This is a genomic window from Shewanella avicenniae (assembly GCF_017354945.1).
Taxonomy (GTDB): Bacteria; Pseudomonadota; Gammaproteobacteria; order Enterobacterales; family Shewanellaceae; genus Shewanella; species Shewanella avicenniae.
On sequence record NZ_CP071503.1, the window covers coordinates 2,581,722 to 2,595,915 of the forward strand.

The following is a 14,194-nucleotide window of genomic DNA, read 5'->3' on the forward strand; positions in this document are numbered from 1 at the left end:
ACAATCCATAAAAACAAAAGGCGCCAACCTGCCCTCGCTCAACAGCCGCGAATTCGCGAGCTCACTGAGCGTGAGGAAGTTGGCGCCTTTGCCATGGTTAAATTTTCAGTTAACCCGCGCGATGACCCTTGGGTGCTATTCGTTGCGGTCGCCCCCCGAAGGTGGCCAAACAATATCGGTAACGCTATCTACGCGGCAGCAACGTGCAGCAATAATTGCTGCGCTAACTTGTCCATGCTGATGCCGCAGTGCATTGATTTCTGTCTGAGCAGTTGAAATGCTTCCTGCTCATCACGGCAGCCTTGCTTAATCAACACGCGACACAGGGCGTCGATTGCTGGGTTGGCCAGCCCTTTACCACTGGTAGCTAAAGCCACTGCCGATTCGGCTGTTGCCGCTTTGCCAAGCAGCAACAGCATGGCGGCCAAGGTGGCATTCACCGCGGCGGCTTGCAGACTGTTATCGCTGGCACCTGGGCGAGCTACGTCAGCAAAACGGGCTAACACTTCGTCATCGGTGCCGAGCAGTTGCAACTGTGCTTGGGTGCCTTGTGGCGCACATGCTGGCAACAGTTCACGCGTCACCGCACCATTGCGCCAAAACACCAATTCATTCTCAACGCGTGGGTTAATCTCCGCTTCACCTTGATGACCACGGAAAATCAAAATTTGTTGTGGCTGACTGTGAGCTGCCATCGCGCTCAGTACCGCCAGATAGTGATCATCTAAACCGTGATGGAAATACGTCCGCACACCGTATTGGCAGTTTGCTGGGTTGAAGAAACGTACCGCTTGGGTCAGTAAGCTACGTAATCCCAAGGTACGATGCAGTTCACGAATACGTGACCACAGCGGCAGCATGCTATCGAGCGCCATATACACAACGCCTTTGCTATCGAGCGCTTTGGCAGCACTTTTGGCATCAATCGCAGTAGCAATGCCGGCTTGTTTCACAAACGCCGCTACATGATTGCGCTTAGGTGAAGCTAATTCATCACCATGCAGCAATACCCGTTGGCCTTTTTTTCCAAGACGCAGTGCTGCAAACAGCAACCACGGAAACTGCTCGCGTTTACCGGCATAACATGGCCAATCCAAGCTCACTGCCAGCTCAGGTACGCTGACAAATACGCTGAAATCCCGTAAGCCCAGTGCTGCACCGGCGACTTCTTCGGCGGTTTCGCCGCGATGACGCATGATCATCAGCAGTGCGCCAAATTGCAGGTCGTCCATTTCACCCTTGGCCCATAAGTGGATCATGGCGCGAGTTTCGTCGACGGTCAGCGTGCGCGCTTTCTTTGGTCCAGCGGCCAAGGCATGTACCAGTTCACGAGCAGTGATGGTGAACTCAAAATTAACCGGCGATAGCATGGCGCAATCCTCCGTTCACAGATACCTGATGTTCGCCAACGTCGATGTCGTTGATCAGCTGTTGTAACTCACGCCCCACGGCGACCACTTCACCGATGATCATCAGGGTTGGGCCTTCGCTGCTGATGGTTTTTGCCACCGCCGCCATAGTGCCCACTGTGGCGTAGTGCAGTTGTTGGCTGTCACGGCAACCTGCACTGATAAACACCATAGGTAACTCGCTTGAACCACCGGCGAGCAGCAAAGAAGCCGCGATTTTCTGCGCTTGGTCTTTGCCCATGTAGAACACCAGAGTGCTACCAAGATCGAGCAATGCGCGCCAATGGTGAGTCGTGTTGCCACTGGCTTGGTGGCCCGTCACTAATGTCACCGAGCGTGATACACCGCGATGGGTCAGCGGGATTGCGGCAGCTGCGGCACAGCCTAATGCGGCAGTCACGCCCGCCACAAATTGCGATTTAATGCCATGCTCGGCTAAAAACAGCGCTTCTTCAGTGCCACGACCAAACACGTTGGGATCACCGCCTTTGAGGCGCAGCACTTTTAAACCGCGTTGTGCCAGTGACAGTAGCTTGTGGTTGATTGCATCTTGGCTGGAAGACACCTTGCCACCGCACACTACGCCGCCGCGTTTGCCCATGTCGTAACGCTCGCAGCTTTCTGGTAACAGCGCCAGAATGTCGCTATCGACCAGCGCGTCAAACACTACGGCTTCTGCAGTGCTAATCAATTTGAATGCCGCTAAGGTCAGGTTGCCCAAACTGCCACAGCCTGCACCGACTAACGCCACTTCACCTGCCATCAACTGTGGCAGTTGGTTGCTCGCCAACATCGCTTGCATGTTATGCATTGTGTGCTCCCCCCAGAGTAACCACCGCCGCTGCGGCATCAGAAAATTCAGTTTCAAGAATTGAGATCAGCTCGCCACGACAGCTACCACAACCGGTGCTGCAGCCAGTCAACTGCTGCACGCCTTCAATACGGCATTTGCCGGTAAAGCTGTGTGCCACCGTGATTATCTGTTCACGGGTCACGCCTTTGCAGACGCACACCAGCGGACTGTCACCTGCGCGCACCAGCTGCTCCAACTTACCCAGCAGTTGCGCCGTGGCCACTTGCCCGATCAACTTTGCGACTGCGTCTTTATCTACCGCAACACGCAGAGGTGACAGCAAACGAATGGCGCTGATACGGCCATTAGCTAATTCACAGTGGATATCCACTTGGCCAATCTGCCATTTAAGGCCATTGATGGTCTGTGGCAGGTATTGCTGTTGCAGCGCCACATGCTGGCAATGGCTGTCGCTCAATACTTGAGTGAAGCGATAAAGCACTCTATCGATAGCGGAAACATCGCCCCATTCAATGCCTTGCCAAATGTCGTTGCGGCTAGTGATGGTGACCGGTTGACCTTTAAATGCAGGCTGCTTAGACACAGGATCACGACGCGTATCCAGCAGTTGATTGACACTGAAGCTGCCGGTTTCGCGGCCAGTCCAGTGCATTGCCATAAACAGTTGGTTGGCTTGTAAGGCATCATCCGCCATCAGTTGCAGCAGTAATTCGCCACCAACAGGGCTAGTTAAAGCAACCATTTGGCCTTCAACCAGTTGCAATGCGCTGATGGTGCTTGAATGGGCGTACACGCAAGGCTGTTGTTCGTGCGACACCAGTTGCGCCACGTGACCAGTGCGAGTGCGTGTATGCCATTGGTCACGGCTACGGCCAGAGATCAGCAGCAGTTGCTCAGCGGTGTAGTGAGTGTCAACTAACGCAGGCGTAACGAAACGGGCGCGACCATCGGTAAAAGAAAACTCACCATAGCTATATACCCGTGGATTACGGTCAGCGCTCAGGGGCCATTGTTGTGGTTTCAGCGCGTCATAGTCGGCATCGCTGAGTTCGGCAAACTTGGCCAAATCCAGCTGCTTATGCGGATAGGCCTGTTTCACTTTGGCCGACAAGGCAGCAAATTCGCGGAAGATATCGGCGGCGCTGGCATAGTCAAAACCGGCGTAGCCCATTTTTTTAGCCACTTCAGCCACCATCCACCAATCGGCTTTCGCTTCACCTTTGCTGGTAATAAACGCGCGTTGACGGGTGATACGACGTTCGCAGTTGGTGGTTGTGCCCGACTTTTCTGACCAACCTTGGGCTGGCAATAACAGATCAGCCATACGGGCTGTATCGGTATCACTGCTGATATCCGATACCACCACAAACGGACAAGTCTCGAGCGCCTTTTGCACCAAGGTGCTGTCTGGCAATGAGGCTAACGGGTTGGTCGCCATAATCCATACCGCTTTGATTTTGCCATCGGCCATCGCTTGGAACATATCCAGCGCACTAACCCCTGCGTGAGTAGCAATATTGTCACTGCCCCAAAAGTCAGCCACCAGCGCACGCTCATCTTCGGCAAAGCCCAAGTGATTGGCGAGTTGCGTTGCTAAGCCACCCACTTCACGGCCGCCCATTGCATTCGGCTGTCCGGTCAACGAAAAGAATCCACGTCCCGGTTTGCCAATATCGCCGTTGAGCAGATGACAGTTGATGATGGCGTTGGTGGTATCAGTGCCGTGAATAGATTGATTCACGCCCATGCAGCTGGCAGTCAGCACAGCTTTGTGGTCACGATACAGCGCCAGCAGTTGATCGAATTGCAGTTGGCTGATGCCACAGTACGCCAGTACGTCGCTGTCAGCGGCTAACCAGTTGTCGAGATTGGTCAGTGCATTGGTTAAGCCGTCGGTATGCGCCTCAAGGTACGCTGGGTTGACAGCACTTGACTGATGCAACTTTTTAAACAGCAGTGAGAACAGCCATAAATCGCTGTCAGGGCTGATCGCTAAATGCAGATCCGCCTGACGGGCAGTGGCGGTGCGACGCGGGTCAATCACCACCAGCTTAGTGCCGTGCGATTCACGGGCACGCAAAATACGTTGGAACAGCACCGGGTGAGTCCAAGCGGTATTGGCGCCGACCAGCACCACCACATCGGCCAGTTCAAAGTCTTGATAGCAGCCAGGCACGACATCTTCACCAAAGGCGCGAATATGGGCGCTGACGGCAGACGACATACACAGGCGAGAATTGGTATCAACGTTGGCTGTGCCCCAAAAGCCCTTCGCCAGCTTGTTAGCGACGTAATAGTCTTCGGTGAGCAGTTGGCCTGAAAGATAAAACGCGACGGAGTCAGCGCCGTACTGCGCAATAGTGCTGGCAAACTTTTCGGCGACCAGATCAGTGGCGTCATCCCAACTGAGGGTTGCAGCCGCGTTGGCTAAACGTGGATAACGCAAGGCATGAGGTAATGGCAGGGTGTCGAGCAGGCGCTCGCCCTTCTGACATAGATGACCAAAGTTGGCTGGATGGTCGGCATCACCTTTCAAGGTACAGATCGACGGAGAAACTGCTACGCCAGTTTGCGCTGCTGCTGACACGCTAATGCCACAGCCTACTCCACAATATGCACAGTTTGTTTGAATTTGCTTCACCGCGAGCCCCCCTATCTTGATAGAAGGTTTATTGCAACGGTTAGGCCAATATTTAAACAACTTTGATTTAGAACAAGTTTTTCAAAAAAGGGCTATTTGTCAGTTTTAACTTTTGCGCAACACAAGTGCAAAAAAATACCCCCATGAACAAGTTTGGTGCAAAAACTCCTTATAAATCAACTACCTATAAAGAGGTATATAAGTAAATTAATACCCCTAAAGAGGTATGCCTTGCGAGGTATTAACACCGAAATTGCCTGCTGGCCGTTGCGGGTTCCCTTGAGGGAATATAACGACCATTTAGGGTTGTCCATCTTTTAGCCAAGCTAATTTCGCGCTATACAAATTCTTGTTGCCGCTGTCCCCAGCATATTGAATTGCATCAGCCAGAGAGCGCTTTGCTGACGACAAATTACCAAGAGCAAACTGACATTGTGCCAATAACAGATGTGCACGATGAAAATAGGGATATTCCTTCAGAAAACGCCTGAGTAAGCGCTTCGCTTCGCCGTACTGTCCTTCATTCATCGCGCTTAAGGCGCTCAAATATTGGGCGATGGGCTTCACCTCGATCACTGCATCCAGCCGCCGAGCCAACGCCTGCGCCTTGTGTTGATCGTTTTCAGCGAGGGCGACGATGTGGTAGTTATTCAATATGTCGCTATCGTTTGGGTCTATCGCTAGGCCATATTCGTAAAACTGAATCGCAGTGGCGTTGTCTCCGGCTTGGCGATGCAGCACGCCAACCATATTAATTAACGGTGTATATTGAGGCGCGATCGCTAACCCTTTCATCGCTATCCAGTACGCCCGCTTTGGCTGCCCAGCTAACATCGCATCTGAGGCAAGATTGCGATAAAACATGGCCATGAAAGTGGCTTCATCAACGCTTTTCCCTCCGGCTATGACCAAGCTGTTGTCAGGGAAATAATCAATCGCGTTAATCCCTAGCGGTTTGCCATCAACCGCCTCACCGATCAGCAAAGCACGCACGTGAGAGGAATACATGGCAAGCGCATCATCAACATCCAATAAGATTGGCGCGGCGTTCACTTCAACGAAGCCAATGTTCACTTTTGCCGACTTAGCGAGTGCATACGTAAGCATGGCTAAGGTCATGCAGTTACCACGCTTTTTCTGCAATGCCTCTGCCGCGGTGAAGTTTTCGCCTTCGTAACTGTAGTTCTCCATCAACTGATGCAGATACAGCGTGAGCTGTTGATATTTCGGTAGCGGCTTAGCGGCGGGGGTTTGACTAAATGCGAAAAAACGCGCGGTGTCTGCCTCAGCAATACGGTAGAAAGTTTCAGGCTCTGGCACTGACGCGGCGCTGGTAACGTCGTTAAAAAGAAAGGAATTGCCCACGGGTGGGACAAGCTGAACGGACGTCGGCGTTTGAGTCGCACATCCAGCGATTAACACCAACAGCGAAAAACATGCAATGTAACGCCCCATTTGACTGCCTACCTTTGCTCGAATTTACGATAGGTATGCTTTAGTTGTAACAGATTTTGAGAAAGTCAGGCATAAAAATGCCGGCATAAAGCCGGCATTTGACGCGTAAACGCTGAGATTATTTACCCAGAATTTTCTCTGGAGTACGGCCGTCGTCGTGACAAGCTTCACAAGTAGGACGTTGACCAACGTTCATATCGTGTGGTGCGTGGCAGTCAGCACATTTCAGCATGCCGTCGTGTGGCTTATGAACTGCGTCCATTTCAGCCAGACCACCGTGACAACCAACGCATTGTTTGAATTCATGTTCGCCGTCAGCAGATGGTGAACCGTCTGCGTGGCAAGATTCACAACCGCCGTTCATTTCTACGTGGAACTCAGCCAGTTTTTTCTCTTCAGCGAAAGCGCCTGTTGACAACGCCATTGCTGCTAAACCTGCGCCAAACAGAGCGCTAAGAATTTTTTTGCTCACCATATATCCTCCAGTAACACAAACTGGCCGGAATTCTTTTGATCGCAATGATGCCAGTCCAGTTTGCTTTAATAGCACGACTTAAGATTTACTGCCGTAATACGGCAAGTAACGAAACTAAATATCAGTCTGCGATACTTTAACAACTTATAAAAAACCAAAATGTGCGCTAAATCAACTTAATGTCTAATATGGAAATAGATTCACAAAAAATTTAGCTGATAAAACAGAGAGTAAAGATTAATTACAAGTTTTACTAATTTACAACAAAAAAGAAGGCTCTATGGCCTTCTTTTGCATAAATCACGCGTTTATTTGCACTTATCGAGCGTCGCGCAGCGCTTGAATACGTTTTTCTAATGGTGGATGACTCATCATCAGTTCCGCCATAGAACGCTTACCATTGATACCAAACGCTGACATGTTGGCTGGCATCTCTCCGGTTTCTGGGCCATTACGAAGACGCTCAAGCGCAGCAATCATCTTATTGCGCCCTGCTAACGTCGCCGCACCAGCATCGGCACGATACTCACGAATCCGTGAGAAATAGGCCACGATGATAGATGCCAGAATACCAAACAGAATTTCTAGCACGATAACCACGGCAAAGTAAGCCAAACCGCCTAAGCCTTCACCTTCCTCTTCATCGCTAGACAGGAAGTTGCTGATCAACCCTGCCACCACGCGCGCGGCAAAAATCACGAAGGTGTTCACCACGCCCTGGATCAGGGTCAAGGTCACCATGTCACCGTTGGCAACGTGGCTCATTTCGTGCGCCAATACCGCTTCAACTTCATCAGCGCTCATGCCATACATCAGGCCTGAACTCACCGCAACCAGTGAGTTATTTTTGCTCGGACCGGTTGCAAAGGCGTTCATTTCTGGCGATTGGTAAATCGCCACTTCTGGCATTTTCACACCCGCTTGCTGCGCTTGACGGGCAACAGTTTCCAACAACCAGCGCTCAGTGTTGTCGCGCGGATGGGTGATAACTTCTAAGCCCATTGATTTTTTGGCAATCCACTTTGACATCGCCAAGCTGATAAAGGCACCACCGAAACCAAAGATGGCCGCAAACACTAACAAACCACTCATGGTTTGCGTATTCACGCCCAGTACTGACATCACGACCGATGCCACGACCAGTACCGCCAAGTTGGTTAACAGAAAAAGAATGACACGCTTCATATAGACTCCTGTGGAGAATATTCGCCACTAATTAGTACGCTCTACCAGACATAATATGTCCGTTTTTTGAGAATTCAAGCACCCAAATATTAAATAATGTTTAATTAGGGTTTCCCTTGTATTTGGGCGAAGTCTAGGGCGCTCAACTTAATCAAAGCTTAATGCTAAGTTGCTGAATAATCGCTGTAGATTGAGGTTCAACCACGTCCTTTGTTAGTATGGTATTACCTTTGTACCAGCATAGAGAAACCCAATGATCACAAACGCACTTTTACTGAGCAGTTCCCGTGCGGGCGATAGCCCTTATCTGCAACATGCGCTGCCGTTTATTAAGCCCATGACCAGCCATGCCAAGAAGTGGCTTTTCATTCCCTATGCGGGTGTCAGTAAGCCTTACGAGCAGTATTTGGAAACTGTGGTTCAGGGATTGTCTGAATTACGGCTGAATATCTCGTCTATCCATCAATATGGTGACCCTAAGCAAGCCATTCTAGATGCCGAAGGGATTTTAGTGGGTGGCGGCAACACCTTTCATTTGCTGCATGAGCTGTATCGTTATGATCTGGTGCACTTGATCCGTGAGCAAGTGATTGCGGGTAAACCTTATATTGGTTGGAGTGCTGGTTCCAACATTGCAGGGAAAAGCATCCGCACCACCAATGATATGCCCATTATCGAACCGCCCTCTTTCAGCGCCATCGGGCTGCTGCCGTTCCAAATTAATCCGCATTACAGCAATGTCACCATTGCAGGCCATAACGGTGAAACACGGGCTCAGCGTATTTTGGAATTTACCTGTGTTGATCCGCTCACGCCTGTGCTGGGCATTCAAGAGGGCACCGCACTTAAACTGACGGGGAACAAATTGGAATTGCTAGGTGACTTGCCCGCCTATCTATTCAGCGGTCCAGAGCAAGAGTTGCCGGTTCCAGCGGGCAGCGATCTGTCGCATATGCTGGGCTAAGGTATTGCGCCTACATTAACACCACACTTGGGGTGAAAATATGCCCCAAGACAATCAAGCCGACGTAATGTCGGCTTGGTTTTCATCAAGGCTTAGTAGCGCTTTTTGAGCAGCGGCGTTATATCTAAGTGCTGCGCGGCGGCAGCCGCCGAAAATTGTGCCAGATGCGGCACTTCGCCAAGCAACGGCGCCTGCATCATCTCTTTCAAACTGCTGAGATTTTCTTGATAGCGTTGCATCGGTTGCTCCACATTATTAGCAACCCAACCAGCCACTTCCAACCCATCTGCAATAATCGCATCACGGGTTAACAAGGCGTGATTTAATGCGCCTAAACGCATGTTTACCACAATAATGACGGGAACTGCTAAGGCAGTTGCCACTTCAGATAGAAAACGATTGTCGCCCAAAGGTAAACGCCAACCACCCGCACCTTCCATCAAACAAAAATTGGCCATTGAAAACTGGGTAAAATCCAGCGATGCAACAATCGTTTCCGGGCTGATATCTACCCCAAGATCGGCAGCCGCAATGTGCGGTGCTATCGCAGGTTCAAAGCTGAACGGATTAATCGCTTGATAATCCAGTTGCAGACTCGATTCTGATTTAAGCAACAAGGCATCACTATTACGTAAGCCATCCTCTGTTTGATCGCACCCCGAAGCCACAGGCTTAAGCCCCAAGGTACGCATACCATAGCTGGTACGCGCTTTATGCAATAGCGCGGCAGTAATTGCTGTTTTGCCGCTGTCAGTATCTGTGCCTGTTACAAAGAAAATCATCGACTCACCTAGTTGTCACGCTGCAGCGCCTCTGTTCGGCTATTTGCGCGCAGTAATATATAAAACCTGATAACTCAGCGGCAAACCTTGTGGTTGGCGCATCAACTCGGCTTGCTGTTGCAACCGTGTCCAATGTCGCTTACCTCGCAGCCCGCTGGATTCGGTCACCGAAGACGCACCCACGCCTTTAATGGAATACAGCAAACTACGTAAATCGTTAAAAAAGCATTGATGCGTCTCGCAAGATACCGATAACACCTGCCACGCTTGGCTGCCAAAGGCTTTTTGCCACGACTCAAGCTCGACAAAAGTGCGCCGTTGCAAGCCTAACTGGCGAAGCTCAAGCAGACTATCGGCAATCACAACCGCAACCGCCAGTTGCCCATTTGGACGTAACACACGATACGCCTCAGCGGCGACTTGCGCCAGATTGTCGCACCACTGCAATGCAAGATTTGAAAAATAACAGTCCACAGACGCATCGAGTAGCGGCAGTTTTATCGCATCCCCAGCCAATGCGAGGTAATCGGTGTAGCTTTGACTAAGTTGCGCCAACATTCCTTGCGCTATGTCAACCGCAACTACTTGATTAGGCTTAAGTTGGTAAAAGTCTGTTCCGGGTCCAGCCCCAACATCGAGCAGACGCCCAACGGGCGCCTGTAACATCTCCAGCAGTCGGCGCCGAGTTTGCCGTTGCACCACATCATGTTGCTGATATTGGCGGGCGGCCTGAGAAAATCGCTGCGCCACAAGCTCTGTGGCCGCCTGCGGTTTAGGCGTTGACATCAAGCACCTCAGTGATTGCAGCAACCAGTTGCTGGATGTGCTCGGCGGTATGAGAAGCACTCAAGGTAATTCGCAAACGCGCACTGCCCTGTGGGACAGTCGGTGGACGAATGGCACCGATTAAAAAACCTTTGCAACTGAGTTGCTGAGCGATACGTAACACTCGCTCACAGTCCCCGACCACTAATGGCTGAATAGCAGTCGCCGATGGCATTAACGTCAAGCCAGCAGCCTCAGCTAACTGGCGGAACAGCGCAATATTTTGTTTAAGTCGTTGTTGCGGCGCGCCAGTTTGCGCAATGTGCAGTGCAGCCAGCGTTGCCGTACAGCAAGCAGGGGATAGCGCCGTGGAATAGATATATTCGCGGCTGTTGGCCACCAGAAAGTCGATCAGTTGCTGACTGCCAATTATCGCAGCGCCCTGACATCCGAGGGTTTTACCAAAGGTGACCACACGCGCAAACGGGACGATTGGGACGTTGTCAGTCAGCAAAAAGCCATGAGCATCATCTACAATCAACGGGCAATTGTGTTCGGCGCATAATTGCTGCAACGTCAATAACGGCGCTTCATCGCCATCCATGCTAAACACAGATTCTGTTACCAGTGCTAACGGCACCGCGGACTCAAACATGCGAGCAGCGGCTGTAACGTCATTATGGGGGAAGCGTTTTAACTTCACTTGGGCATCTCGCAGCCCATCAATCATTGAGGCGTGAATGAGCTTATCCGCCAGCACAAGGTCTTGCGCAGCAAATAGGGTTTTTAACAACGCCGTATTGGCAGCAAACCCCGAACTAAACAACAGTGAGGCTTCAGCATTGCAGGCCGTCGCTAAGGCTTGTTCCAATTGGTAATGGGCATCACTATAGCCAGACACCAAAGGTGACGCCGTACTACCTGCACCATATTGCTGCGCGCCTTGATACAGTGCATCGGCCACCTCAGGCGCGAAACTGAGTCCGAGATAATCATTACTGGCAAAATTAACTAACTCAGCTTGCGCCTGTGAGATCTTTGCCGGCTGGCCTGGTACCGCTGTGCGAAACTGACGTTGGCGCAATAAACCTTGCTGCGCCAATGTTGCTTGTCGCTGCGAAATCCGAGTTAACAGATGGGTTGAATCCAATTACAGCGCGCCTGCATCATAAAATTCGCCAGCTGCTTTGGCTTGTTTTGCCTGTTGGTGTTTCGCGGCTTGAGCGATTTCAGCACCTTCCTGTTCAAGCACTGCCGCTCGGCCTTGCTCTGGTGTTAACCCAAGGCGTTTAAACAATGACATATCATCGTTTTCTTCTGGGTTTGGCGTAGTTAGCAACTTACAACCGTAGAAAATCGAGTTCGCGCCCGCAAAGAAACACATCGCCTGCATCTCATCGCTCATCTCTTCACGACCTGCCGAAAGACGTACACGAGAGAGCGGCATAATGATCCGCGCAACGGCGATAGTACGGACAAACTCCAGCGGATCGAGTGCTTCTTGGTCCGCCAACGGGGTGCCCGTTACTTTGACCAACATATTGATCGGCACTGAATCAGGATGTTTCGGCATATTTGCCAGCTGTTGCAGTAAACCTGCGCGATCAGATGCTTGTTCACCCATGCCGACAATGCCACCAGAACAGACTTTCATGCCCGCGGCACGCACATTTTCTAGCGTGTTTAACCGGTCTTCATAGGTACGAGTGGTGATGATATCGCCATAAAATTCAGGCGAGGTATCAAGGTTATGGTTGTAGTAATCAAGCCCTGCTGCAGCCAATTCGTTGGCTTGTTGTTGATCCAACATGCCAAGGGTCATGCAGGTTTCCATGCCGAGCGATTTAACTTCCTTCACCATTTCGGTGAGGTAAGGCATATCGCGTGCTTTAGGGTTACGCCATGCGGCACCCATACAAAAACGCGTGGCACCTGCGGCTTTGGCACTGCGAGCTTCGGTCAACACCTTTTCCATTTCGAGTAAGCGCTCTTGCTCTAAGCCCGTATCGTAGCGCGCACTTTGAGGACAATATTTACAGTCTTCTGGGCAGGCACCGGTTTTAATGGAGAGTAAGCGACTGACTTGTACTTCATTGGGATTGAATTGTTGGCGATGAATCGTATGCGCCTGAAACAATAGGTCGTTCATCGGTAGCGCAAACAGCGCTTCAATCTCTTGTTTTTGCCAATCGTGACGCACCACTGCATCTACCATATCTGCGTTCCTGTTATTTCGTGCTCTGCACAATGCGGCTTGAAGCCAATTTTCATTTTGGCTAGCATACCTGTGCCCGGTTAGCTGTCAACACGGCCGACCAATTCAAGTTTACTGTTGATTACATTATGAGCAATATTGACTACTCGTTTGACCAGCAACACCTTTGGCACCCCTACAGTTCGATGCAAAACCCCGCCACCGTTTTTGGGGTTAGCTCGGCAAACGCTGTCACCCTCACCCTTGATAATGGTCAACAATTGATCGACGGTACTAGCTCATGGTGGGCTTGTATTCATGGGTATGGACATCCACAAATTTTAGCGGCGATGCAGCAACAGCTGCAGCAGCTAAGCCATGTGATGTTCGGAGGCATCACTCATGCCCCTGCTATCGAACTGTGTAAGCAGCTATTGGACTTAGCGCCCAATAATCTTAGCAAAGTGTTTTTAGCCGATTCAGGTTCAATCGCAGTGGAAGTGGCGATGAAAATGGCGTTGCAGTATTGGCAAGGTCGCCATGCCGCGGATAAAAGTAAAATCCTCACGGTGAGACGTGGCTACCATGGGGATACATTTGCGGCGATGAGTGTTTGCGACCCAGCAGAAGGCATGCACAGCATGTTTGGCGCAAATGTGGCGCAGCAGTTATTCGCGCCCGCGCCAAAAACTCCGTTCGGCGCGCCATTGTTAACCGAAGATACCTATGAGCTCGAAGCAATATTGGCATCACAGCATGCGCATATCGCCGCACTGATTATCGAGCCGATAATGCAAGGTGCTGGTGCAATGTGGTTCTACAGCGCTGAGTACCTTAGTCGCGTGCGTGATCTATGTGACCAATATGGGGTGTTGCTGATTTTGGATGAGATTGCGACCGGTTTTGGCCGTACCGGCAAAATGTTTGCCTGTGAACATGCCGATATTCAGCCCGATATTATGTGTGTGGGCAAAGCACTGACCGGCGGCTATATCAGCCTCGCAGCTACACTGTGTACTGATGAAGTCGCCAGCGGGATCAGCGATTCACGGGCTGGCGTATTTATGCATGGCCCAACGTTTATGGCCAATCCACTCGCCTGCGCAGCGGCACGCGCCAGTTTAGCATTAGTCGCCAGTGGCAAATGGCAAACTCAAGTGGCAAGAATCGAGGCGCAAATGCAAGTTGAGCTCGCCCCTGCCGCTGAATTTTCACAGGTGAAAGCGGTGCGGGTGCTAGGTGCTGTAGGCGTTATCGAAATGCACCACACGGTTGATACCGGTAAGTTGCAGCAGGAATTTGTTAACCGTGGCGTTTGGGTGCGACCATTTAGCCGCTTTATCTACATCATGCCGCCATATGTCATCAGCGCAGAAGAACTCTCGCAACTCACTAACGCCATGCTTGAGGTTGCTGCATTACCGCAACACACACTGGCAGAACACGCTGTGAGTCACGGCTAGTAGCCTGCAATAGATGTCCAGCACCAAATCGGTTGTTTTGAGATAGC

12 protein-coding genes are annotated in these 14,194 nt (G+C 51.0%); 2 read left to right on the forward strand and 10 right to left on the reverse strand.

The window, feature by feature from the left end; translation table 11 throughout:
- Positions 1-188: 188 nt before the first annotated feature.
- The 6 genes from JYB87_RS11380 to htpX all read right to left on the reverse strand — a co-directional run bounded on the left by JYB87_RS11380 (position 189) and on the right by htpX (position 7,979).
- Complete coding sequence (locus tag JYB87_RS11380; protein ID WP_207353613.1) at positions 189-1,370, reverse strand: ANTAR domain-containing protein; 1,182 nt, start codon at positions 1,368-1,370, stop codon at positions 189-191.
- Positions 1,354-2,220, reverse strand: a complete 867-nt coding sequence (gene cobA, locus JYB87_RS11385; RefSeq protein ID WP_207353614.1) for a uroporphyrinogen-III C-methyltransferase — start codon at positions 2,218-2,220, stop codon at positions 1,354-1,356. Before cobA ends, JYB87_RS11380 begins: the two co-directional genes overlap by 17 nt.
- Positions 2,213-4,864 (reverse strand): nitrate reductase, encoded by a 2,652-nt coding sequence (locus tag JYB87_RS11390; protein ID WP_207353615.1) that lies wholly within the window; start codon positions 4,862-4,864, stop codon positions 2,213-2,215. Before JYB87_RS11390 ends, cobA begins: the two co-directional genes overlap by 8 nt.
- A 300-nt stretch (positions 4,865-5,164) precedes the next feature.
- The gene (locus JYB87_RS11395) at positions 5,165-6,319 is read right to left on the reverse strand and encodes a tetratricopeptide repeat protein (protein WP_207353616.1); all 1,155 of its coding nucleotides are present in this window, start codon (positions 6,317-6,319) and stop codon (positions 5,165-5,167) included.
- A 118-nt stretch (positions 6,320-6,437) separates the two neighbouring features.
- Positions 6,438-6,791: a tetraheme c-type cytochrome CctA gene (gene cctA / locus JYB87_RS11400; RefSeq protein ID WP_207356684.1), complete on the reverse strand. Its 354-nt coding sequence runs from the start codon at positions 6,789-6,791 to the stop codon at positions 6,438-6,440.
- 321 nt (positions 6,792-7,112) lie between these two features.
- Positions 7,113-7,979, reverse strand: a complete 867-nt coding sequence (htpX, locus tag JYB87_RS11405) for a protease HtpX (RefSeq protein ID WP_207353617.1) — start codon at positions 7,977-7,979, stop codon at positions 7,113-7,115.
- A gap of 253 nt (positions 7,980-8,232) precedes the next feature.
- On the opposite strand from htpX, the gene pepE reads away from it, so the two are divergent.
- Positions 8,233-8,943 (forward strand): dipeptidase PepE, encoded by a 711-nt coding sequence (gene pepE, locus JYB87_RS11410; protein ID WP_207353618.1) that lies wholly within the window; start codon positions 8,233-8,235, stop codon positions 8,941-8,943.
- A gap of 92 nt (positions 8,944-9,035) precedes the next feature.
- Here the strand turns inward: pepE and bioD are convergent, their stop codons facing one another.
- The 4 genes from bioD to bioB are packed head-to-tail and all read right to left on the reverse strand — an operon-like array spanning position 9,036 to position 12,705.
- Positions 9,036-9,722: a dethiobiotin synthase gene (gene bioD, locus JYB87_RS11415; protein ID WP_207356685.1), complete on the reverse strand. Its 687-nt coding sequence runs from the start codon at positions 9,720-9,722 to the stop codon at positions 9,036-9,038.
- Between the two features lie 42 nt (positions 9,723-9,764).
- Positions 9,765-10,511: a malonyl-ACP O-methyltransferase BioC gene (gene bioC, locus JYB87_RS11420; protein WP_207353619.1), complete on the reverse strand. Its 747-nt coding sequence runs from the start codon at positions 10,509-10,511 to the stop codon at positions 9,765-9,767.
- Positions 10,498-11,640, reverse strand: coding sequence for an aminotransferase class I/II-fold pyridoxal phosphate-dependent enzyme (locus JYB87_RS11425; RefSeq protein ID WP_207353620.1), 1,143 nt, complete (start codon positions 11,638-11,640; stop codon positions 10,498-10,500). The genes bioC and JYB87_RS11425 overlap by 14 nt, the downstream gene beginning before the upstream one ends.
- Entirely contained in the window at positions 11,641-12,705 is a 1,065-nt protein-coding gene (gene bioB / locus JYB87_RS11430; RefSeq protein ID WP_207353621.1) for a biotin synthase BioB, read from the reverse strand.
- A 128-nt stretch (positions 12,706-12,833) separates the two neighbouring features.
- Between bioB and bioA the strand changes: the two genes are divergently transcribed.
- Positions 12,834-14,147 carry an adenosylmethionine--8-amino-7-oxononanoate transaminase gene (gene bioA, locus JYB87_RS11435; RefSeq protein WP_207353622.1) on the forward strand — a complete coding sequence of 438 codons (1,314 nt, stop codon included), beginning with the start codon at positions 12,834-12,836 and terminating at the stop codon, positions 14,145-14,147.
- Positions 14,148-14,194 lie beyond the last annotated feature (47 nt).